The organism is Cellulomonas fengjieae, from assembly GCF_018388465.1.
Lineage (GTDB): Bacteria > Actinomycetota > Actinomycetes > Actinomycetales > Cellulomonadaceae > Cellulomonas > Cellulomonas fengjieae.
In genome coordinates this window covers 177898-201074 of sequence record NZ_CP074404.1, presented here as the reverse complement: position 1 = coordinate 201074, position 23177 = coordinate 177898, and the positions used below count along the sequence as shown (strand labels likewise).

Genomic DNA, 23177 nt, shown 5'->3' with positions numbered 1-23177 from the left:
GCAACCGGCAACCGCGCGTAATCCGGTCACGATTACGTAACGAGGGGATTCAGGCACCTCGGACGACGGAAACCGTGCGGAACCACCGCCTCGGGTTACGAGATCGTCGGCAGCGCTTCAGTTCAGCAGACTGTGCAGCACCGCGAGCGCGCCGTCGTCCTCGATGGCGCCGGTGACCTCGTCGGCCGCGGCGCGCACCGCGTCGCCCGCGTGGCCCATCGCCACACCGCGGGCCGCCCAGCGCAGCATCTGCACGTCGTTGCTGCCGTCCCCGATCGCCACGGTCGCGTGCGGCTGCACGGCCAGGTGCTGGCGGACGTCCTCGAGCGCGCTGGCCTTCGACACCCCACCGGGCGTCAGGTCGAGCCAGGCGGACCAGCCCACTGCGTACTCGACCTCGTGCAGGCCGACGCGCTCGACCAGCTCGTGGAACAGCTCCGGGGTGCTGCCGGGGCTGCGGATCACGACCCGGGTGGCCGGGGTCGAGGTCAGCTCCTCCCAGGACACCACCTCGAGGTCGCCGGACAGCTCCCCCTCGGGGAAGTCGGCGCTGACGCGGAAGCCCAGGCCGAGGTCCTCGACCGCGAACAGGGCGTCGGGCAGCTCGAGGGCGATCGTGCGCAGGGCCGGGCCGGGGTCGAACGTCACGACGCGGACGATCTCGTACCCGTTCTCCGCCGCCGGGTCGAGCCGGGCGGTCACCGCCCCGTTCGAGCAGACCAGCCACCCCTGCGTGAGCCCGAGCGAGTGCGCCACGGGAGCCGCCGAGTGCACGCCGCGGCCGGTCGCCAGGACCACGTGCATGCCCGCGTCGCGCACGGCGCGCACGGCGGCCCGCACCTCGTCGGAGATCCTGCCGTCGTAGGACATCAGCGTCCCATCGACGTCGAGGGCGACGAGGTGGCAGCGGGTCATCGCGCCGGCTCCAGCACCTCGAGGCCGCCCAGGTACGGACGCAGCCCCGCCGGGACGCGGACCGAACCGTCGGCCTGCTGGTGGTTCTCCAGGAGCGCCACGATCCAGCGGGTGGTGGCCAGGGTGCCGTTGAGCGTGGCGACCGGCCGCATCGAGCCGTCGGCGGTGCGCTCGCGGACGCCGAGGCGGCGGGCCTGGAACGTCGTGCAGTTGGAGGTCGAGGTCAGCTCGAGGTACCGCTCCTGGCTGGGCAGCCACGCCTCGCAGTCGAACTTGCGGGCCGCGCTGGAGCCCAGGTCGCCCGCGGCCGTGTCGATGACGCGGTACGGCAGCTCGGCGAGGGCCAGCATCTCCTCCTGCCAGCCGAGGATCCGGCGGTGCTCGTCGTAGGCGTCCTCGACCGTCGTGTACGCGAACGCCTCGACCTTGTGGAACTGGTGCACGCGGATGATCCCGCGGGTGTCCTTGCCGTACGAGCCGGCCTCGCGCCGGTAGCAGGCCGACCAGCCGGCGTACCGCTTGGGCCCGGCCGACAGGTCGAGGATCTCCCCCATGTGGAAGCCCGCGAGCGCCACCTCGCTCGTGCCGACCAGGTACAGGTCGTCGGCCGGCAGGTGGTAGACCTCGTCGGCGTGCGCGCCGAGGAAGCCGGTGCCCGCCATGACCTCCGGCTTGACCAGCGTCGGCGTGATGACCGGGGTGAACCCGGCGCCCAGCGCCTTGTCCACGGCGGCGTTCAGCAGCGCCAGCTCGAGGCGCGCGCCGATCCCGGTCAGGTAGTAGAACCGCGCGCCGGACACCTTGGCGCCGCGCTCGGTGTCGATGGCCGCGAGGCCCTCGCCGAGCGCGAGGTGGTCCCGCACCGGGAAGTCGAAGTCGCGCACCTCGCCGACGTGCTTGAGCACGACGTAGTCGTTCTCCCCGCCGGGGGGCACGCCGTCCTCGACGACGTTCGAGATGCGGCGGCTCAGCTCCGTCGCGTGCGCCTCGGCGGCGTCGGCGTCGGACTGCAGCGCCTTGACCTGCTCCGCGAGGTGCTTGGCGCGGGTCAGCAGCGCGTGCTTCTCGTCGCCCTGCGCCTTGGCGACGAGCTTGCCCAGGGACTTCTGCTCGGCGCGCACCGTCTCGAACTCGGTGAGCGCGGAGCGTCGGCGCGCGTCGGCGTCGAGCACCTCGTCGACGAGGTGCGGGTCGTCGCCCCGCGCCACCTGGCTGGCTCGGACAAGGTCGGGATCCTCCCGCAGGAGCCGCAGATCGATCACCCAAGAACCCTACAGACCCACACCTGACCCGCCCGACCGCAGGCACCGCCCCGCCGCCCGCCCGCCCGCCGCCCGGCCCGCCGCCCGCACGAGATCGTGGGTTCGGCACGAGATCGTCGGTTCACACCCACGACTTCGTGCCGATGCCACGATCTCGCGGAGCGGAGCGGGACGGGACGCCGGTGCCACTGCCGCGCTGGGCCCGGGGCCGCGTGCGGGGCGGGTGCGGCGCGGATCACCAGGAGGCTCGCCGGATCCTGCACCGGCCGACGCGGCGCGACCCGTAGATTCAGACCCGTGACCTGGGAGGGGTGGGTGGCCGTGTGCGCGGCCGTCGTCGCGCTCGCCGCGCTCGTGCTGGCCGTGATCCTGCTGCTCCGGCAGCGCGAGCTGCGCCGCCGGATCGAGACGCCCGGCACCGGGGCAGGGGCCCGCGAGCTCCGGCCGGCGCGCGACGTCGAGGCGGCCGGCCAGCGCGTCGCCTTCGTCGCCAACCCCTCGAAGCAGGACCTGCCCGCGCTGCGGACCGCCGTGCTGGCCGCGTGCGCGGCGCGCGGGCTGCCCGAGCCGCTGTGGCTCGAGACGACGATCGCGGACCCCGGGGTCGGCCAGGCGCGCGCGGCTGTCGCGCAGCGGGCGGACGTCGTCGTCGCGATCGGCGGGGACGGCACGGTGCGGGCGGTGGCCGAAGGGCTCGTCGGCACTGGCGTCCCGATGGGCCTGATCCCGCTGGGCACCGGCAACCTGCTGGCACGCAACCTCGACCTGCCCCTCAGCGACCCCATGGCGGCGCTGCGGCTGGCGCTGGAGGGCCGCGACCGGACGATCGACGTGGGCTGGCTGCGGGTGCACCGCTGGCAGTCCGACCCCGACGACCCGGTGGCGGACGCCGCGGAGCCCTACACCGAGCTCGACCTCCAGCGCGACCACATCTTCCTGGTCATCGCCGGGCTCGGGTTCGACGCGGCGATGGTCGCCGACACCGACGAGCAGCTCAAGGCCCGGGTCGGCTGGATCGCGTACTTCGTGTCGGGCATGCGCCACCTGCACGGCCGCCGCACCCGGGTGCACGTCCGGCTCGACGACCAGCCCATGACGTCCACCCGGTTGCGCAGCCTGCTCATCGGCAACTGCGGGCGGCTGCCCGGCGGGATCACGCTGCTGCCGGACGCGCAGCTCGACGACGGCTGGCTCGACATCGCCGCGATCGACACCCGTGGCGGGATCGCGGGCTGGGCGCAGCTGTTCGGGGAGGTCATGCTCCAGGGCGCGGGCGTGCGCAACGACCTGCCGGCCAAGATCGGCCGCATCGACCACACGCGGGCGCAGGAGGTGCGCGTGGTGGTGCAGGGCGGCGAGCACGTGCAGGTCGACGGCGACATCGTCGGACGGGTCACCGAGCTGTCCGCGCGGGTGGACCACGGGGCGCTCGTCGTGCGCGTCGCGACGGCTTAATCCGTTCGGTCCAACGACGCCCGCCGCACGACGCTCGCACCGGTCGTCGGACCGCTACGCTCCCCCGCGAACCGAGGTCCGCGGCAGTGGCGGCCCCGCACCGGAAGGACCTCTCTCGTGACCACGACCTTGCGCGCCGCCCTGTCGGCGGTGCTGCTGGCCGGCTTCTACGTCGTCGCCCTGGGGCTGATCGTGGGCATGGGGGCGCTCACCGTGTGGGCGTTCCAGTCCGACGCGGAGGCCGCCGCCGCCAAGCTCGGGTTCTTCACCGCGGCCGTCGCGGTCGGCCTCGTCGTCGCGCTGTGGCAGGTCGCGCGGGCACGCCCGGCCCCCGACCGCGGCCCGGCGCTGACGCCCGCCGACGCGCCGGAGCTGTGGGAGACCGTCCGCGAGCTCGCCGCCGCCGCCGACACCCGCGCACCCGACGACATCCGGCTCCTGCCCGACGTGAACGCCGCCGTCTCCGAGGACACCCGGCTGCTCGGCCTCGTCGGCGGGACGCGGCACCTGTACCTGGGAGTCCCGCTGCTCCAGACACTGGACGTGGGCCAGCTGCGCTCCGTGCTCGCGCACGAGCTCGGGCACTACTCCCGGAGCCACACGCGCCTCGGACCGTTGACCTACCGCGGCAAGCAGGCGATCATCGCGACGCTCCAGCAGCTGTCGGGCAACATCGTCGGCTGGTTCCTGCGCCAGTACGCGCGCCTCTTCTTCGTCGTCTCCGCGGCCGTGAACCGGCGCCAGGAGCTCGAGGCGGACCAGCTCTCCGTGCGGATCGCCGGCCGCGCCACCGCGCAGAGCGCCCTGCGCGAGATCCCCGTCGCGGACGCGGCCTGGTCGTTCTACCTGAGCAGCTACCTCGAGGACGCGTGGGAGTCGGGCTACGCGCCGACCGCACAGGGCTTCTTCGGCGGCTTCGGCCACCTGGTCGCCGCCCGGACGACGGAGCTGGCGCAGATGCGCGACGACGCGCCGCCGGCCGAGCAGTCGCGCTGGGACAGCCACCCCTCGATCGCCGCCCGCGTCGCCGCGATGGAGGCCATGCCCGACGTCGACGTCCCCCGCGACACGCGCCCGGCGTCGTCGCTGATCCCGGGCTTCGACGCCGTGGCCACGGACCTCGCGGCGGCGGCGGTCGACGTCGACGGCCGCACCCAGCTCGACTGGGAGGAGCTCACCGCGACCTCCCTGGCGGCGTCACGCCAGCGCACCGCGGACGTCGTGTACCGGGCGGCGGCACGGGTGGCCGGGCAGCAGCGCGCCAACCTCGGCACCGTGCTCGACGTGGTGGCTGGTGGCGGGCGCGGGCGGCTCGAGGAGGACCTCGGCATCGTCGCGGAGGAGGGTGAGGGCGACCCGCTGGCCGACGTCATGGAGCTGCTGGTGAGCCAGGCGGCGGTCCAGGCAGGGGTCGCCCGGTGGCAGCACTCGTGGAGCGGTCCGGCGGCGCTCGCGGGCCGCGACGGCCGGCCGATCAACCTCACGCCGGTGGTCGCGGCGGCGCTGCGTCCGGACACGATCGAGTCGGCGCGCGCGCACCTCGCCGAGCTCGGTGTCGACGTCACCTCGACCGGTCAGGTGGCCGACACCGCCACCGCCCACGGTGGCGAGGTGCTCGGCGGGCTCGCGAGCGTCAAGGTCGACGGCACCAAGCACGACGTGCTGGTGCTCGACCTCGGCATGATCCTGGTGCCGACGCCGAAGCGCGACGAGAACGGCAAGGCGCGCATGTTCGGGCTGCTGCAGTCCGGCTCCGTGCTGCAGCTCGCGTCGTACCACCGCTTCCTCGCCTACGAGGAGATCGCGACGGCGAAGATCACCAAGCGGACCCCGCTGCACGCCGAGCTCACGCTGCACGACGGGCGGACGCTCACCCTCAAGGAGACGTGGACGGGTGAGTCCCTGGCCAAGGACAGCTCGCTGCGCCTCCTCGAGCAGCTGCTCGCCTACGAGCCCGACACGGAGGCCGTCCGGGCCTGACCGTCAGGTCGCGGAGCCGCCACGGACGGCCTGCAGCCAGGAGCGGGCCTCGACGAAGTCGGCGTCGGCGGTGCCCACGTGCACGGTCGGCTCCACGGCGTCGGCCCGCGGGTACGAGCCGAGGAACCTGACGTACGGGCAGCGCCGGTGCAGGCCCATCACGGCCTCGCCGACGCGCTCGTCGGTGATGTGGCCCTCGGCGTCCAGGGAGAACGAGTAGCGGCCGAGCGCGTCCCCGATGGGTCGCGACTCGATCCGCGACAGGTTCACCCCGCGCACCGCGAACTGCTCGAGCATCGCGAGCAGCGCGCCCGCCTCGTTGTCCGGCAGGTGCACGACCAGCGTCGTCTTGTCCGCCCCGGTGCGCGCGGGCACGTCACCGGGGTGACCGACGACGACGAACCGGGTCTGCGCCGACACGTTGTCCGCGACGTCCTCGGCGAGGGCGACGAGACCGTACGGCTCGACGGCTGCCGGCGGCACCAGCGCGGCGTCGAAGCCCGGCTGCGCACCACCGGCGGCGATGAGCGCGGCGGGCGCGGTGTTGGACGTCGCGGGCACGTGCACCACGGACGGCAGGTGGCGCGCGAGCCAGCGCCGGCACTGCACCCACGCGTGCGGGTGCGCGGAGATCCGCCGCACGTCCTCGAGCCGGACGCCCGGCGCCGCGGCGAGCGCGAACTGCACCGGCACCAGCATCTCGCGCACGATGACGAGCGGGTCGCCGCCCGCGAGGCTGTCGAGGGTCGCGGTCACGCCCCCCTCGACGGTGCTCTCGATCGCCACGACGGCGAAGTCGGCGTCGCCGGTCCGCACGGCCTCGATGGCCGACGCCACGTCGGTCACGGGCAGCTCGACGCACTCCCCCGCGGGGACGACCTGGCGCAGCGCCGCCTGCGTGAAGGTGCCGGCCGGCCCCAGGTAGGCGTAGCGCGGTAGCGCTTGAGACATCGCGTCCCTCCCGTGCAGATGGTGTGCACGCTGCACGGATACCCGCAGCGCCGCCGGGGTCGAGGGTAGTGCGCCCGTAGGCTGGAGCGGTGCCGACCCCCGCCCGCCCGCGCGCGTCCCTGCTCCGCGGTGCGGTGCTCACGCTCGTGCTCGCCCTGGTGGGCGTCTTCCTGGTGACGCCCGCGCAGGCCGCCGACGACCCCGCTCCCGCACCGGTGCTCCTGGTCGGCGTGACCGGCGTCCGCTGGGACGACGTCACCACCCTGACCACCCCCGCGCTGTGGTCGATGTCCCGCGAGGGCTCGATCGGTCTGGTCGCCGCTCGCAGCGTCGCGTCCCGCTCGTGCCCCGCGGACGGCTGGCTCGCGGTGTCGACCGGCACGCGCGCGGCCGACGTGGGGGTGGACGACGGCACCTGCCGGACCCTGCGCGACCCCGGCGAGAGCGGTCAGGTGCCCGGCTGGGAGGAGTACGTCGCGGCGGCCGACGCCGAGTCGTACGGCGCCACGGCGGGTCTCCTCGGTGACGCGCTGGCCGCCGCCGGGTCCGCCGTGACCGGCATCGGCCCCGGTGCCGCGATCGCGCTCGCCGACACCGCGGGGTTCCCCGTGGGCACGCACGAGGCCCTGCCGACGACGAGCACGGGCATCACCCAGGCCGTCCGCGACGCCCTCGGCACCTCCCGGCTGGTCGTCGTGGACGCCGGCTCGCTCCGGGACCCCGGGTACGCCACGGCGTCGCGACCGAGCGTCCCGCAGCCGACGGAGACCGTGCCGGGCGAGCTGACGGAGCCGACGCCGCCCGACGTGTCGACCCCCGACGCGATCGTGGAGCCGTCCCGGGCGCTGCAGGCGCAGGCCATCGACGAGCGGGTCGGCGCCGCGATCGCCGGGGCGCAGCGCTCGGGCGCGACCGTCCTGGTGGTCTCGCTCGCCGACTCCGGGCGCACCGCGCTGCAGCTGGCCGCCGCCACCGGCCTGGCGCCCGACGGCGACGAGTACGTCGACAGCCTGCTGACCTCCGGCTCGACCCGGCAGCCGGGCCTCATCCAGACCGTCGACGTCACGCCGACCCTGCTGGCCGGCATCGGCCTGGACAACAGCGCCGCCGCGTTCAGCGGCGCCGAGATCCTGCCCGGACCGCCGACCGGCACCGCGACCGCGCGGCTCGCAGAGCTGCTCGACATCCAACGGCACGCCACGATGGTCACCCGCGTGAGCAGCGACTACTCGACGCGTCTGGTGCTCATCCAGGCGGTCCTGTTCATCGCCGCCGCGATCATCCTCAGCCGCACGGGCCGCTCGGACCGGCGTCCGCTGCGCCCGGCGCTGCGGGTGCTGCACGTGGCCGCGCTCGCGCTCGCCGCGGCACCGGTCGCCTCGTTCCTCACCAACACGATCCCGTGGTGGCGCGCGGGCACGCCGGTGACCGCGTTCTGGTGGGTGCTGCTCGGCTGGATCGCGGCGATCACCGCGCTCGCCCTGGTGGGTCCGTGGCGGCGCAACCTGCTCGGCCCGGCGGGCGTGGTCGCGGGCGTGACCGTGGCCGTGCTCGTCGTCACCGCCTGCACGGGCTCCACGCTCATCATCGACTCCCCGATGGGCGCTCACCGGCTCCTGGCGGCCCGGTTCTACGGGATGAGCAACCAGGCGTTCGCGCTGCTGACCGCGGGCGGCCTGCTGCTCGCCGTCGCCATCGCGGACCCGCTGCTGCGCAAGGGCCGACGCACCCTGGCCACGGTCGCCGTGGCCGCGCTCGGGCTGGTGCTGGTCGTCGTGGACGGCGCGCCCGGACTCGGCAGCGACTTCGGCGGGCCGCCGGCCCTCATCCTCGCGTTCGCGATGCTGACCATCGTGGTGAGCGGCCGCCGGGTCAGCTGGCGCTGGATCGGGCTGATCGCGCTGGTCGGTGCCGTGGTCGTCGGGGGTTTCGCGGTGCTCGACTGGCTGCGGCCCGCGGCGGACCGCACGCACCTCGGCCGGTTCTTCGCCACCGTGCTCGACGGGGGCCTCTGGGACGTGGTCGAGCGCAAGATCGCCGTCAACCTCAGGGTGCTCACGTCGTGGCGGTACCTGGTGACCGCGATCGGCGGGATCGCCCTGACCTGGCTCGTCGTCGTGGGCGGCCGCCCGCGGCGCGGCGCGCTCATGGGCCAGGGGCCGCTGGCCGGACTGACCAGCGCGGTTCCCCTGCTGCGCCCCGCGATCGCGGCGATCACGGCGGCGCTGACCGTGGGGTTCCTGATGAACGACTCCGGGATCGTGGTGCCCGCCACCGGCATCGCGCTGGCCGTCCCGTGCCTCGTGGCCGCGGCCGCGCAGTGGCGGCTCGGCGCCCCGGAGGGCGACGTGGCACCGGCCGCCGGCGAGCTGGCGGCCGACCAGCCGCCGACTAGCGGTGGGTCTGCGGAGGCTTCTGCGCGGGGGCCACGGTCCGCTTGACCGCACCGGCGGCGCGCCGGACGCGGCGGGCGTTGACCGCCAGCACCACGTCCCGGTACTGGGCGGCCCGGTGCAGCTGGCCCTTGAGGTCGGAGCCGGACGGCCGGTGCTTCAGGTCGCACGGCACCTCGACGACGCGGAAGCCGCGCCGGAGCAGGTCGATCGTCATCCCGGTCTCGACGCCCCAGCCGTGCGCCAGCGGGGTGGCCGCCTCGAACGCCGCGCGGGTCAGGCAGCGCATGCCAGACAAGGGCTGCGTCGGCGTCCAGCCGGTCATCGCGGAGATCGCGCGGCGGGCGGTGCCGACCACGATCCCGCGGCCACCGGCGCCGGGCTGCGGCGGGATCAAGGCGATCGCCAGGTCCGCGTGGCCCTCGAACACCGGCGGCACGAGGGGCGCGGTGTTGACCGCGGTCTCCCCCAGGTCGCCGTCGATGAACAGCAGGATCCGGGGCTGACGGTCGGGCGCGTCCCGCATGGCGACGACGGCGGCACCGGTCTCCATGGCGGCGGCCTTGCCGCGGTTGTGCGAGTGCCGGACGACGACCGCGCCGGCCTCGCGCGCGACGTGCTGGGTGTTGTCCTCCGAGCCGTCGTCGACGACGAGCACCAGGTCCACGTGCGGGATGGCGCGGGCCGAGCGCACGGTCGCGGCGATCCGTCGGGACTCGTCCTTGGCGGGGATGATCACGGCGACACGCTGACGGGCCCGCTGTGCCGCCGCCTTGCGCTCCTCGGCGGCCGCCTTGCGCGCCGCCGCGGACGGGTTCGCGGTCCCGGGGCCCGCGTCGGCAAGGGTCGGCGCAGCGGTCCCCGCCTGCTCGTCCGCGGCCTGGCCGCCCTTGCGCGTCACGTCGGTCACCCTACCTATCCGACCAGGTCCCGCCCGTCAGCGCAGCGTGACCTGGCGGGCGACCAGACCCGCCCGCGCGCGGCGCTCGTTGGCGTCCAGCGGCGTCGCGTCCGCGAGCGCCGCCTCGAACCGGGGCAGGAACTCGGCGACCGGCCCCTCGATGTCCTCGGCCTCGGAGCCCTTCGCAAGCTCCCACACCGGCACGACGAGGCCCGCGGAGCGGAAGTAGCCGATGAACTTGGCGCCCTCGAAGCCCGACTCGCGACGGGCGTGCAGGCGCGCCAGCCCGTCGAGGACCACCTGCTCCTCGTGCGGCTGCGCCCAGCGCAGGAACTCGCGCGGACCCATCCGGCACCAGTAGGCGGACTCGGCCGCCTGGAGCTTGACGGTGTCGATGATGCCGGCGTCGGCCTCCTCGATCGCGGCCTCGAGCTCCGGGGTCCGCTCGGTGTCCGGGTCGAGCCAGTACGCGAACGAGCCCTGCACGGTGACCTCGAAGGGGACGCCGAGGTCCAGCACGTCCTGCAGGCGCGGCCCCGGCTCGGGCAGGCCGATCGTCTCGACGGCGGTGCCCGCCTCGACCTCGAGGGCCTCCAGCAGGGCGTGCGCGAGGTCGCGGCTGACGTCGTTGGAGCTGGTGGTGGTCTGCAGGGCCAGCAGGATCATCCCGTCGGCGCGGTGCAGCGCGGGCCAGCCGTTGGGCAGCACCGTGGTCACCAGGACGTCGCGCGCGCCGTGCTCGGCGGTCGTGCGGGCGGTCGCCGTCGCGGCGGGGACGAGCTCCTTGAGCGCCACCCAGTCGGGCTCACCGGGGAGCCCTTCGAACGGGCGCAGCACGAAGTCGGACGAGTTCTTGGCCATGCCGGAAAGGTTACCGGTCCGCACCGGGCCGACCAGCCGCCCAGGGGGTCGCGGCACGCCGGGCGGTGGGGCAGGATCGCGGCATGGACCCGCGCGCCGGAACACCCGCCCAGCCCTCCGACCTGGTCGACCTGGACGCCCTGGCCGGCGCCTACTACGACCGGGAACCGGACCTCGACGACCCCGCGCAGCGGGTGGTGTTCGGCACGAGCGGGCACCGCGGCTCTGCGCTGGACACGGCGTTCAACGAGGCCCACATCGTCGCCATCACCGCGGCGATCGTCGAGTACCGGCGCGGGCAGGGGATCGACGGCCCGCTGTTCATCGGCCGCGACACGCACGCGCTGTCCGACCCGGCGTGGCGGTCGGCGCTCGAGGTCCTCGCCGCGGCCGACGTCGAGGTGCACGTCGACGCCCGCGACTCGTGGACCCCGACGCCCGGCGTCTCGCACGCGATCCTGCGGCACAACGGCGCGGGCACCTCCGAGGGGGTGCGCACGCAGGGCCCCGGCCTGGCCGACGGCATCGTCGTGACCCCGTCGCACAACCCGCCGCGCGACGGCGGCTTCAAGTACAACCCGCCGCACGGCGGCCCCGCGGGCTCGGACGCCACGGGCTGGATCGCCGACCGCGCCAACGCGATCCTCGCGTCCGGCTGGCGTGACGTCCCGCGCGTCAGCGTCGAGACGGCGCTGGCGGCGGACACGACCTTCAAGCACGACTACCTGTCGTCCTACGTCGCGGACCTGGCCAACGTCATCGACCTCGACGCCATCCGGTCGGCCGGCGTCCGGATGGGCGCGGACCCGCTCGGCGGTGCGTCGGTCGAGTACTGGGGGGAGATCGGCGACTACTACGGGCTCGACCTGACCGTGGTGAACCCGACGGTGGACCCGCAGTTCGGGTTCATGACCCTCGACTGGGACGGCAAGATCCGGATGGACTGCTCGTCGCCGTACGCGATGGCGTCGCTGGTCGCGCGCATGGCCGGCGACCCGGCACCCTTCGACATCGCGACGGGCAACGACACGGACTCCGACCGGCACGGCATCGTCACGCCCGACGGCCTGATGAACCCGAACCACTACCTCGCGGTCGCGATCGCCTACCTGTACGGGGGTGCGCGCCCGGGCTGGCCGGCCGGGACCGCCATCGGCAAGACCCTGGTCTCGTCGAGCCTCATCGACCGCGTGGCGGGCAGGCTCGGCCGTCGGCTGCTCGAGGTGCCGGTCGGGTTCAAGTGGTTCGTCCCCGGGCTGGTGGACGGGTCCGTCGGGTTCGGCGGCGAGGAGTCCGCGGGCGCGTCCTTCCTGCGCAAGGACGGCACCGTGTGGACCACCGACAAGGACGGCATCCTCCCGGCGCTGCTCGCCTCGGAGATCCTGGCGACCACCGGGCGCTCTCCGTCGCAGCACCACCGCGAGCTCGTCGCGGAGTTCGGTGAGTCCTGGTACGCCCGGGTCGACGCGGCGGCATCCCGCGAGCAGAAGGCCACGCTGGCCCGGCTGACGCCCGAGCAGGTGACGGCCACGACGCTCGCCGGCGAGCAGATCACCGCGAAGCTCACCAACGCGCCCGGCAACGACGCGGCGATCGGCGGCCTCAAGGTCACCACGGACAACGCATGGTTCGCGGCCCGGCCGTCGGGCACCGAGGACGTCTACAAGATCTACGCCGAGTCGTTCGTGTCCGCCGAGCACCTGGCGCAGGTGCAGGCGGAGGCCAAGGACGTCGTGTCGGCGGCGCTGGGCGCGTAGCGGACGTGCCGACGACCCCGGGGGGTTCCGGGGCCGTCGGCAGGGTCAGGCGGCGAGAGCGGCGCGGCCCAGTCCGGTGAATGTCCATCCCGCCGAACGCCACCGCGCGGCGTCGAGCCGGCCGCGAGCGTCGATCACGGCCGGCTGGTGCGTCAGCAGGGCCAGGTGGGCCGGGTCGGCCTGGATGAACTCGTCCCACTCGGTCAGCACCAGGATCACGTCGGTGCCCTCGACGGCCTCGTCCACGCTGGTCGCGTACCCGAGGGTCGGGAACATCGCCCTCGCGGTGTCGCCGGCCTCGGGGTCGTAGACCGTGACCTGGGCGCCACGCAGGTGCAGGGCGGCCGCGACGTTGAGCGCCGGGGAGTCGCGCACGTCGTCGGTGTGCGGCTTGAACGCAGCACCGAGCACGCCGATCCGCCGGTTGAGCACCGACCCGCCGCACGCCTGGACGGCCAGGTCGATGACGCTCTGGCGCTGCCCCATGTTGATCTCGTCGACCTGCTGGAGCAGCGCCGCCGCCCGGCCGGCGCCGAGCTCGTTGGCGCGGTACATCAGCGCGCGGATGTCCTTGGGCAGGCACCCGCCACCGAACCCGAGCCCGGCATCGAGGAACTGCCGCCCGATCCGCACGTCGTGTCCCAGGGCGTCGGCCAGCACCGTGACATCCGCGCCGGCGGCCTCGCAGACCCCGGAGATCGCGTTGATGAACGAGATCTTCGTGGCCAAGAATGCGTTCGCGCTGACCTTGACCAGCTCGGCGGTCGGCAGGTCGCAGACCACCACCGGAGAGCCCTCGGCGATCGGCCCGGCATACACGCGCCGCAGCAGAGCCTCGGCGTCGCTCGATGTGCCGCCCAGGACGATGCGGTCCGGGTGCAGCGTGTCCGCCACCGCCTTGCCCTCGCGCAGGAACTCGGGGTTCCAGACCAGCTCGGCGCGCACGCCGGCGGGGGCTTCCCGGGCCACCAGGGTGCGCAGGCGGGCCGCGGTGCCGACGGGCACGGTGGACTTGCCGACGATCAGGGCGTCGTGGGTGAGGTTCTCGGTGATGGCCGTCGTGACCGCCTCGACGTAGCGCAGGTCGGCGGCGTGGCTGGTCTTGGACTGCGGGGTCCCCACGCACACGAAGTGCACATCGGCCCAGCCCACCGCCTCGGCCACGTCCGTGGTGAACCGCAGGCGACCCGTGGCCATCTGCTCGGAGAGCAGCTCGGGCAGCCCGGGCTCGTAGAACGGGACCTTGCCCGCGGTGAGCATCTCGACCTTGTGCGGGTCGGTGTCCACACCGACCACCTCCATGCCCAGCTGGGCCATGGCCACCGCGTGGGTGGCGCCGAGGTAGCCCGTACCGAGCACCGCGATGCGCGGAGCCGGGCCGGTCGGGTCGAACGGTCGACGGACGGGGGTGTCGAGAACGTCGTTCATCACGGCTCCTGGGTGGTCGTCGGGGTGGGTTCGGGCGTCGGCGTGGGTTCGGGCGTGGGTTCGGGCGTCGGTGTCGGGCTCGGTTCCGGGGTCGGGACCGGCACCGTCTCGGGCGTCGGGGCGGGTGCCGGTGCGGGCGCCGCGACCTCGGGTGCAGGCGCCGCGGCGGGGGCCACGGCCGGCCCGTCGACGAAGCCCGCCGCCGGGTTGGTGATGCCGTCGACGAACGCCTGCAGGGAGTCCGCCCGGGACGTGATGCGCCAGTCGTTGGTGACGCGCTGGCCGCCGGAGATCGTCGTGACCGTGTGGTGGAACCAGGCGAACCCGATGATGTCGGCGTTCTCCGGCCGCGCCAGCCCGGCGAACAGGTCGGCGACCCACTGCTTCTTCTTACCGCCCACCTCCGAGGCCCCGATCTCGGCCAGCAGGATCGGCTTGTCGGTGATCGACCGCAGCTGGGCCAGGGAACGGTCGTAGGTGTACGAGAACGTCGGCGTCTGGTCCGCCTTGTACGGCGGGCGGTAGTAGCCCGACAGGCCGACCCAGTCCACGTACTCGTCGCCCGGGTAGAGGCTCGCCAGGTACTCCGAGGAGCTGCTGGCGTACTCGGGCAGTGCGTTGACGATGTTCGGCGCCCACACCCAGAGCACGTACGCGTTGGCGCCCTCGGCCTCGAAGATGTCGTGCACGTGGCGCCACATCGCGACGAAGTCGCCGGGACGGTTGCCGTTGAGCGGACCGCCGTCGGACGCGCGCTCACCCCACGGGTACCAGGCGCCGTTCATCTCGTGGTCGAGCCGGATGGCCATCGGCAGGCCGAGGGCGGCGACGTCGCGCGCGTACTGGCGCAGGTAGTCGTCGTACGCGCCGTCGATGATCTTGGGCAGCGAGTAGTCAGGGTCCTGCGCCTGGTTGTTCGCGGCCGTGAGCGGGCGCGACTCCCAGGTGAGCAGCGGCAGCATGCCCTTGCGCCAGGAACGGGTGACGGCGTCCGGACGGAACGGTCCGTCCCAGCCCTGGAAGTAGCCGGCGATCGTCGGGGCGACGCCGACCTTCGCGGTGACGTCGTCGAGCTCGGCCCAGTTGAACGGCGACTGGGGGGTGTAGAGGCCGAACTGGCGCGTGGCGGGGTTCAGCAGCTCGGACAGGGGCGGTGCCGCCGGCTTGGCGGCGACCGCCGGACCGGGGGCCGGGGCCGGAGCCGGAGCCGGCACTGACGCCGGCTGCCCGCTGGATACCGCAGCCTTCGCCCGCCTTGCCTCCCGCTGCGCGGCAGCAGCGCGGAGCTCTGCCCCCTCGGCCCTGCCCGTCGCTGCGGCCGCGGCGCGCTCGGCGGCAGCCTTTGCCTGGATCCGCGCGGTGGCCTTGGCGCGTTCACCGGCGGCCTTCTGACGGCCGGTTGCGGCGGCGGCGGCCCGCTCGGTGTCGGCCTTGCCCTTCCCGGAGGCCGCGGCGGCGGCCTTCTCGGCCGCCGCCTTCGCCTTGCCGCGCGCCGCCCCGGCAGCACGCTCGGCGGCTGCCTTCGCCTGCGAGCTGGTGAGGTTGTCGACCTCGTCGGTCCGGGCGGCCAGGGCGGCCTCGAGCTCGGCGTTCTCCTTCTCGAGCGCGATCTGCTCGGCGCTCTTCGTCGGGCCCTGCGCCCTGCCGTTCGACGGCGACGTCCACACGAGGGCGGTCACCAGGAGCAGGGCGAGGGCGACCGCGGATGCCGCGAGGCGGGCGCGGGGTGAGGCGTGCAGGATGCGGTCCTTGGTCTGCTCACGCATAGGCGAGGGCCTCCAGTGCCAGTAGGGCGACCGCGATGCCGTAGGGCACCGCAGCGAGCGGGTTCAGTCGTCGTCGGGGTGGGGTCGGGGGTGCGGTGGACTCGGCGGTGCGGCGTCGGACCTCGGTCGCGACGGCGGCTCCGCGCTCGTCGGGCGCCCGGTCGACGAGGTCGGCCGGGGCCGCCGGGGCGGTCTCGAGCTCGGCCATGAGGTCCTCGTTCTCGGCGCCTCCGCCGTACGCACCGGAACGGGTTCCCCAGCCGCTGGCGTGCGCCATGCGCAGGAAGCCGAGGATGCGGATGGGCATGAGGAAGAGGGTCGAGACGATGATGAAGACGGGCAGCCGCAGGAAGTCCGACGGCTTCTCGTGCAGGTGGCGGATCTGGCGGATCGCCATCGACAGCACGGACGACACGACCATCAGCGCCACCACCCAGGCCCAGCCGTTCAAGCCGGTGTAGGTCTCGAGGATCGCCTCGTACAGGTTGGCGCCCGTGCCGGACGCCGACCGGTAGATCCAGCCGAGGATCGTCCCGAGCAGCAGGAACGGCAGCAGGATGTCCGTGAGGAAGAAGACCGCCAGCAGGGGTGCGTGGCCCGACATCCAGGGCAGCATCCGCAGGGTGTTGTACTGGCTGCCGCGCGCCCAGCGCAGCTGCTGCTTGGCCAGCTTGCGCACCTGCAGCGGGGCGTCGGTGTAGACCAGGCTCGTGTACTGGTACACGGTCTTGTAGCCGGCCTTGAGCGTGAGGTTGGTCAGCGTCCGGTCGTCCGAGACCTCGAGGAACACCCCGAGGAACTTCTCGTGCATGAAGTCGTCCATGACCTGCATGAGGATGCGGCGCCGGAACGCGATGGTGCGGCCGGGCAGGCAGCCCACCTGACCGAGCGCGGACTGTGCGGGCATCGAGTACAGCGCGCGGGTGTTCTCGAGCCAGTCCGCCCAGCGGGTGATCCACGACCGCTCCGGCTCCAGGATCCGCTGACGGGTGGTCACGCCGCCGACCGCGGGGTCCGCGAAGGGCTTGACCAGCTCGGCCAGCGTGCCGTCGGTCCAGATCGTGTCGGAGTCGACCAGCACGGTGATCTCCCCGCGCGACATCTCGGTGCCGATCTTCACGGCGTTGCGCTTGCCCGGGATCGGGGTGTGCACCCAGCGGACCAGGGGCGCGAACTCCTCGCTGACCTCCTGGAGGGCAGGGTTCACCGCGCCGTTGATCACGACGATGACCTCGTCGGGACGCTGCTCGACGATGCGGGTCAGCACGTCGCGGAACAGGTCCAGCGGCTCGTCCACCACCGGGATCACGACGCTCGTGCTGACCTCGTAGGGCGCGGTGACGGGCCGGTAGCGGCGCGAGAACACCACCTTGAGCACCCAGAGGGCCCAGACGAGGGCAGAGAAGAAGGCGAAGAGGTAGATCTCGGACTGTCCGGAGAGCATCTCCCGGAGCTGCAGGACGAAGACGAACATGGTCGGTTCCCCAAGCGGCCGTGTGTGGGCACGGGACGACTGACCGACGACGTTGACGATGCAGCGAGGACGTCAGGGGTATCGGCCACACGGGCCGGGGCTACCTGTCCGTCGAGATGGTCACGGGGTCTGAGTCGGCCCGGCGTGACGGCTGCGTTCCCCCCTGTGCTTCCCGGGGCGGTTCATTCACTGTGCGGGCGGAAGCCGGCATACACAACCCCAACGGCCGCCCAGCTTTGGGGTGTCATCCCTGCGCGGTGCGCAGCAGGTCCTGGTAGTCGGGGTGCCGGCCGAGCCACGCCTTGACGTACGGACAGAACGCGACGACGTCGCGGCCGCTCGCCCGGACCGCGTCCAGCGCGGCCTTGACCAGCATCGACGCGATGCCCTGGCCCTCGAGCGCCGGGTCCACCTCGGTGTGCGTGAAGACGACCGTGGCGCCGATGGTGTCGTACACGGTGAACCCGAGGAGCACCCCGTCCGGGCTGCGCGCCTCGAACCGGTGCTCGTCAGTGGCGTCGGTCACACGCACGTCCGTCATGCCATGAATGGTGGGGCATGGTGAGCCGCCGCGGTAGGGCCGGTGAGAGACTTATCCGATGCTCCAGCCGTACCGCGACGTCCTCTCGCGACCAGGGGCCCTCGCGTTCTCCAGCGCCGGCGTGCTCGCCCGGCTCCCGATGTCCATGGTCGGCATCGGGATCGTGCTGATGATCTCGACGCTGTACGGCTCCTACGGGCTGGCGGGCCGGGTCTCCGCCGTCTACGTGGTCGCGCAGGCCGTGTGCTCGCCGCAGCTCGCCCGGCTGGTCGACCGGCACGGCCAGGCGCGCGTCATGCGGCCGGCCGTCGCTATCGCCGCGGTCGGGCTCGTCGGCCTCGTCGTCGCCGCGACGAGCGAGACGCACGAGGCCTGGCTCTACGTCACCGCCGTGGTCACCGGCGCCGGCATCGGGTCGTTCGGGTCGCTCGTCCGGGCGCGCTGGAGCCGCGTGCTGGGCGCCGAGCCGCACCGGATGCACACCGCGTACTCCCTCGAGTCGGCGCTCGACGAGCTCGTGTTCATCATCGGCCCGGTGCTGGCCACGCTCCTGGCGACGAGCGTCGCGCCCACCGCGGGCCTCATCGTCCCGTTGGTCGCCATGCTCGTCGGCGGCTACTGGTTCCTCACCCTGCGCCAGACCGAGCCACCCCCGGCAGCGGTGGGCACCCCGCGCCCCAAGGGCTCCGTGCTGCGCAGGCCCGGCATGATCGTCCTCGCGATCGTCTTCGTGGCCATGGGCTCGATCTTCGGCGCCACCGACGTGGCCACCGTCGCATTCGCGGAGGAGTCCGGCGCCAAGGGCATGGCCGGGGTGATCCTGGCGGTCTTCGCCCTCGGGTCGCTGATCTCCGGCCTGCTCTACGGCACCCGCCAGTGGAGGCGCCCGCTGTACCTGCGGTTCGCCACGGGGATGGTCGCCCTGGCGGTCGGCGTCTGCTTCTTCTTCCTGGTGAACTCGCTGACGGCGCTCGCGGCGGTGATGTTCGTCGCCGGGTTCGCCATCGCACCCACGCTCATCAACGGCAACGCGCTCGTGCAGGACCTGGTCCCCCGCGAGCGCCTCACCGAGGGGCTCACCTGGGTGGGCACCGCGCTCGGCGTCGGCGTGTCCGTCGGCTCGTCGGTCGCCGGTGCGCAGATCGACGTGCACGGGTCGTCCGCCGGGTTCGTCGTGGTCATCGTCTCGGCCGGCGGCGCGGTCGTCGCCACGCTCGGCGCGCTGCGGACCCTGCGCGGCGACGGCGGCGACCAGCACGTCCCGGACGCCGTCGAGGCCGGCTCGCCCTCGGCGACGGGCGGCGCGGCGGTCGCGGCGTGCGAGGTCGCCGACTCCGTGGATCCCGTGCGCCCGGTCGGTACCCTCGACGCGTGATCGACGCGCTGACCTCGCTCGTCGCACCGATCGGGCAGCTGGCCTCGGCCGACCTGCTCACGGGCGGCCAGTTCGCGACGACCTACCGGGTCACGCTCACCGACGGGACCCGCGTGGTGGCCAAGACCGCCCCCACCCGCACGGACCAGCTCCTCGCCTACGAGCACGACCTGCTGCGGGCCGAGGCCCTGGTCTACGGCCTCGCCGCGTCCCGGCCCGCGCTGCGGATGCCCCGCGTGCTGCTCACCGACTTCTCCCGGACGGTGCTGCCCGGCGACGCCGTCGTCGTCAGCCACCTGCCGGGCGTGCCGCTGGCCGACGCCGGGTTCGGGCCGTCGACGCAGGACCCCCGCACCGCCCTCGCCGAGCGCGGCACGGGTGAGGTCCTGGCCGCGCTGCACGGCGTGACCGGCCCGGCCTTCGGCTACCCGTGCGGTCGGCAGGAGGCCACCTGGGCGGAGTCGTTCACGGGCATGATCGAGGAGCTGCTCGACGACGCCGCGCGGTGGTCGGTCCCGGTGCCCGCGTCGGACGTGCGTGCGGCGCTGGAGCGCCACGCGGCCGTGCTGTCGGACGTGACCACGCCCGCGCTGGTCCACACGGACCTGTGGGCGGGCAACCTGTTCGTCGACCCGGCCACCGGCGCGGTCGTCGGCGTGATCGACCCCGAGCGGGCGTTCTGGGGCGATCCGCTGGCGGACCTGGTCGGGATCGACCCGATGGGGCGCGAGCCCGGCACGCCGTTCGTGCTGGCCGGCTACGGCCCTCTGGACGTCGACAGCCCGTCCGCCCGCGTGCGGCTCGACCTGTACCGCCTGCGGCTCTGCCTCGTCATGTGGATCGAGATGACGCCGCGCAGGTTCGAGGGCGACTGGGTGGAGCCACACCGCACCGCGGTCGTCGCCAACCTGCGCCGGGCGCTGGACGCGTTGGCCCGGGTGTAGTGCCCTGAGGTGCGGGCCGGAGGGCCCGGCCTGACGATGGGCTGACCGCCCCTCACCCGGAGGTCACCGTGGCACGTCGTCGTTCGATCGCGGACCTGCTCGTCGCCCAGCTCGTCGCCGCCGGTGCGCGGCACATCTACGGGATCGTCGGCGACAGCCTGAACCCCGTGGTCGACGCCGTCCGCCGGGCGCGCGAGGACGGTGTGGACATCGCGTGGGTGCACGTGCGCCACGAGGAGTCCGGGGCGTTCGCGGCGGCCGCCGAGGCCGAGCTCACCGGCCGGCTGGCCGTCTGCGCGGGGTCCAGCGGGCCCGGAAACCTGCACCTCATCAACGGCCTGTACGACGCCAACCGGTCCCGCGTGCCCGTCCTGGCCATCGCGTCGCACATCCCCAGTGCGCAGATCGGGACCCGGTTCTTCCAGGAGACCCACCCGGACCGGCTGTTCGTGGAGTGCTCGGTGTACTCGGAGATGATCTCGACCGCCGCGCAGGCACCGCGGGTCATCCGGTCCGCGATCCACCACGCGTACGGAGCCCCCGGCGTCGCGGTGCTGACCCTGTCCGGTGACATCGCTGAGCTCGATGCACCGGATGCCGGCATCGACACCCTGACTCCCCCGCCGCCGCCGCGCGTGGTTCCCGATGCGGGCGCCGTCCGCGCGCTCGCCGACGCGATCGACGCCGCGGGCAAGGTGACGATCTTCGCCGGGGCCGGTGTGCGCGGCTCCCGCGCCGAGGTCCTCGCGCTGGCCCGCGTGCTCAACGCGCCCGTCGGCCACAGCCTGCGCGGCAAGGAGGTCATCCAGGTCGACAACCCGTTCGACGTCGGCATGTCCGGGCTGCTCGGGTACGGCGCGTGCCACTCCGCGATGGAGGGTGCCGACCTGCTCCTCCTGCTCGGCACCGACTTCCCGTACGACCAGTTCCTGCCGTCCGGCGTGCGCACCGCGCAGGTCGACATCGAGCCGACGCACCTCGGCCGACGCACGCGCAACGACCTCGTCGTCCTCGGCGACGTGGGAGAGACGGCGAAGGCGCTGCTGGCTCTGGTGAAGCCGAAGCGGAGCCACCGGTTCCTCGACCAGATGCGCAAGAAGCACGAGCGGGCGATGAGCGGGGTGGTCGGCGCGTACACCAAGGATGTCGAGCACACCGAGCCGATCCACCCCGAGTACGCCGCCGTGCTGCTGGACGAGGAGGCACCCGACGACGCCGTGTTCACGGTGGACACCGGCATGTGCAACGTCTGGGCCGCCCGGTACATCACGCCCAACGGCCGCCGCCGGGTCATCGGCTCGTTCCTGCACGGGTCGATGGCGAACGCGGTCCCGCACGCGATCGGTGCGGCCCTGTCCGGCGGCGGGCGGCACGTCGTCGCGATGGCCGGCGACGGTGGCCTGTCGATGCTCCTGGGCGAGCTCATCACGGTGAAGGTGCTGGACCTGCCGGTCAAGATCGTCCTGTTCGACAACGCGACCCTCGCGATGGTCCGGCTGGAGATGCTCGTCGACGGCCTGCCGTCCTACGCCACCGACACTCCCCCGGTCGACTACGCCGCGGTCGCGTCGGCGATCGGCATCCCGTCGGTCCGCGTCGAGAAGCCGACCGAGATCCGCTCCGCCCTGCGCGCCGCGTTCTCCCACGACGGCCCCGCGCTGATCGACCTGGTCACGGACCCCCGCGCACTGTCGTTGCCGCCCAAGATCACGCGCCAGCAGGTCTCGGGGTTCTCCGCGGCGATGAGCAAGGAGGTGCTCGGCGGCGGTGTCGGCGAGGTCATGGCGATGGCGCGCTCGAACCTGCGCAACATCCCCCGCCGCTGAACCGGCGCTGCCCCGGGGGCCGCCGGGTCAGGGCACCGGGTGCCGGGCGTCGTAGTTCCAGAACGAGCGCTGCGTCCGGACCAGAAGCCACAGCAGCACCACGCACAGGGAGCCGCCGATCACCGCGGCCCAGCCCTCGCCGACCTTCGACGCCGCCCCGCCGAGCAGCGCCTCCCCCAGCCGCGGGCCTCCCGCGACGACGACGATGAACACGCCCTGCAGGCGGCCGCGCATGTCGTCCGGGGTCGCGGTCTGCAGGATGGTCTGCCGGAACACCGAGCTGATGGCGTCGCTGGCCCCCGCGACCACGAGCATCAGCACCGCGATCACGAGCGCGAGCCAGACCACCTGGTCCGGGTGCGTCCGACCGGCCACCACGAGCGTCAGGCCGAAGGCGGCGATGGCCAGCCCCCAGGCCGTGATCGCGATCGCGATGATCCTGCCCTGCCAGCGGATCCGGGTCAGCCCGCCGGAGAACAGCCCCGCCAGCCCGACACCGACCGCCGTCGCCGCGACCAGGACGCCGGTGGTCGTCGCGCCCCCGCCGAGGTAGACCATGCCGACCGCCGGGAACAGCACGCGCGGGGACGACGTGATCATCGCGACCAGGTCCACCGCGAAGGTCATCCGGACGTTGCGCTGGGTGCCCAGGTACCGGAACCCGTCGACCACGGACGCCAGGCCGGCCCGCTCCCGGCGCGTGTCGGAGGGCTCCGGCGGCTGCGGCGGCAGCCGGAACAGTGCCGCGAGCGCGGCCGTGAACAGCAGCGCGTCGAGGGTGTAGGCGACGCCGTAGTCGAAGGCCGCGACGAGCGCGGCGCCCAGCAGCGGCCCGACCGTGAACGCCACACTGAAGCCGAGGGTCTGCAACGCGTTCGCCGCGGGCAGGAGGCTGGGCTCCAGCAGGCGCGGGATGATCGCCGAGCGCGCGGGCGAGTTCACCGCGAAGGCCCCTGACTGGACCGCCGTCAGCGCGAACAGCACCCAGACCTCGGAGTTGCCCAGCCAGCCCTGCACCGCGAGCCCGATGGTGGCCGCCCAGGCGACGACCGACGCCACGAGCGCGACCCGGCGGCGGTCGTGGTGGTCGGAGATCGCGCCGCCGTACAGCCCGAAGAAGATCAGCGGGACCAGCGCGCAGAGCCCGAGGACACCGACGGAGGCGGTCGACCCGGTGATGTCGTACACCTGCAGCCCCACCGCGACCACGGTCAGCTGGGCTCCGAGGTTGGAGATCGACAGCCCCCACCACAGCCGTCGGTACGCCGGACTGACCCGCAGAGGCGTCGTGTCGACGACGAACGAACGCATCGCGCGAGTTTAGTTGCCTCGGTGACGGCGGTGCCGC

General features: G+C 73.6%; 17 protein-coding genes. 7 read left to right on the top strand and 10 right to left on the bottom strand.

Going from position 1 to position 23177, the window contains the following annotated elements; genetic code table 11:
• Positions 1–117: 117 nt before the first annotated feature.
• The gene (locus tag KG102_RS00945) at positions 118–915 is read right to left on the bottom strand and encodes an HAD family hydrolase (protein WP_208289689.1); all 798 of its coding nucleotides are present in this window, start codon (positions 913–915) and stop codon (positions 118–120) included.
• The gene (gene serS / locus KG102_RS00940) at positions 912–2177 is read right to left on the bottom strand and encodes a serine--tRNA ligase (protein WP_208289690.1); all 1266 of its coding nucleotides are present in this window, start codon (positions 2175–2177) and stop codon (positions 912–914) included. Before serS ends, KG102_RS00945 begins: the two co-directional genes overlap by 4 nt.
• A 297-nt stretch (positions 2178–2474) precedes the next feature.
• Here serS and KG102_RS00935 point away from each other — a divergent pair, with 297 nt between their 5' ends.
• Both KG102_RS00935 and KG102_RS00930 read left to right on the top strand, forming a co-directional pair.
• Positions 2475–3632 (top strand): diacylglycerol/lipid kinase family protein, encoded by a 1158-nt coding sequence (locus KG102_RS00935; RefSeq protein WP_208210305.1) that lies wholly within the window; start codon positions 2475–2477, stop codon positions 3630–3632.
• 117 nt (positions 3633–3749) lie between these two features.
• Positions 3750–5612, top strand: a complete 1863-nt coding sequence (locus KG102_RS00930) for a M48 family metallopeptidase (RefSeq protein ID WP_208289691.1) — start codon at positions 3750–3752, stop codon at positions 5610–5612.
• Positions 5613–5615: 3 nt separating this feature from the next.
• Here the strand turns inward: KG102_RS00930 and pheA are convergent, their stop codons facing one another.
• Positions 5616–6563, bottom strand: coding sequence for a prephenate dehydratase (gene pheA, locus KG102_RS00925; protein WP_208210315.1), 948 nt, complete (start codon positions 6561–6563; stop codon positions 5616–5618).
• A gap of 89 nt (positions 6564–6652) precedes the next feature.
• On the opposite strand from pheA, the gene KG102_RS00920 reads away from it, so the two are divergent.
• Positions 6653–9004, top strand: a complete 2352-nt coding sequence (locus KG102_RS00920; protein ID WP_249667406.1) for a hypothetical protein — start codon at positions 6653–6655, stop codon at positions 9002–9004.
• On the opposite strand, the gene KG102_RS00915 is transcribed toward KG102_RS00920, so the two are convergent.
• Positions 8955–9857, bottom strand: coding sequence for a glycosyltransferase family 2 protein (locus KG102_RS00915; protein WP_372438397.1), 903 nt, complete (start codon positions 9855–9857; stop codon positions 8955–8957). The genes KG102_RS00920 and KG102_RS00915 overlap by 50 nt on opposite strands.
• Positions 9858–9893: 36 nt before the next feature.
• Positions 9894–10718, bottom strand: a complete 825-nt coding sequence (locus KG102_RS00910; protein ID WP_208289692.1) for a DUF5926 family protein — start codon at positions 10716–10718, stop codon at positions 9894–9896.
• Between the two features lie 83 nt (positions 10719–10801).
• Here KG102_RS00910 and pgm point away from each other — a divergent pair, with 83 nt between their 5' ends.
• Positions 10802–12475: a phosphoglucomutase (alpha-D-glucose-1,6-bisphosphate-dependent) gene (pgm, locus tag KG102_RS00905; protein WP_208289693.1), complete on the top strand. Its 1674-nt coding sequence runs from the start codon at positions 10802–10804 to the stop codon at positions 12473–12475.
• Between the two features lie 45 nt (positions 12476–12520).
• On the opposite strand, the gene KG102_RS00900 is transcribed toward pgm, so the two are convergent.
• From KG102_RS00900 to KG102_RS00885, 4 genes are all read right to left on the bottom strand, one after another.
• Positions 12521–13903, bottom strand: coding sequence for a UDP-glucose dehydrogenase family protein (locus KG102_RS00900; RefSeq protein ID WP_208210320.1), 1383 nt, complete (start codon positions 13901–13903; stop codon positions 12521–12523).
• Complete coding sequence (locus KG102_RS00895; protein ID WP_243884677.1) at positions 13903–15669, bottom strand: glycoside hydrolase family 26 protein; 1767 nt, start codon at positions 15667–15669, stop codon at positions 13903–13905. The genes KG102_RS00900 and KG102_RS00895 overlap by 1 nt, the downstream gene beginning before the upstream one ends.
• Positions 15662–17143: a glycosyltransferase family 2 protein gene (locus KG102_RS00890; RefSeq protein WP_208289694.1), complete on the bottom strand. Its 1482-nt coding sequence runs from the start codon at positions 17141–17143 to the stop codon at positions 15662–15664. Before KG102_RS00890 ends, KG102_RS00895 begins: the two co-directional genes overlap by 8 nt.
• A 244-nt stretch (positions 17144–17387) precedes the next feature.
• Entirely contained in the window at positions 17388–17684 is a 297-nt protein-coding gene (locus tag KG102_RS00885; protein WP_208210332.1) for a GNAT family N-acetyltransferase, read from the bottom strand.
• Positions 17685–17742: 58 nt separating this feature from the next.
• On the opposite strand from KG102_RS00885, the gene KG102_RS00880 reads away from it, so the two are divergent.
• From KG102_RS00880 to KG102_RS00870, 3 genes are all read left to right on the top strand, one after another.
• Positions 17743–19059, top strand: a complete 1317-nt coding sequence (locus tag KG102_RS00880) for an MFS transporter (RefSeq protein WP_208289695.1) — start codon at positions 17743–17745, stop codon at positions 19057–19059.
• Complete coding sequence (locus KG102_RS00875; protein ID WP_249667405.1) at positions 19056–20003, top strand: phosphotransferase family protein; 948 nt, start codon at positions 19056–19058, stop codon at positions 20001–20003. Before KG102_RS00880 ends, KG102_RS00875 begins: the two co-directional genes overlap by 4 nt.
• Positions 20004–20071: 68 nt before the next feature.
• Complete coding sequence (locus tag KG102_RS00870) at positions 20072–21829, top strand: pyruvate dehydrogenase (RefSeq protein WP_208289697.1); 1758 nt, start codon at positions 20072–20074, stop codon at positions 21827–21829.
• A gap of 27 nt (positions 21830–21856) precedes the next feature.
• On the opposite strand, the gene KG102_RS00865 is transcribed toward KG102_RS00870, so the two are convergent.
• Positions 21857–23140, bottom strand: a complete 1284-nt coding sequence (locus KG102_RS00865; protein WP_208210340.1) for an MFS transporter — start codon at positions 23138–23140, stop codon at positions 21857–21859.
• Between the last annotated feature and the right edge of the window lie 37 nt (positions 23141–23177).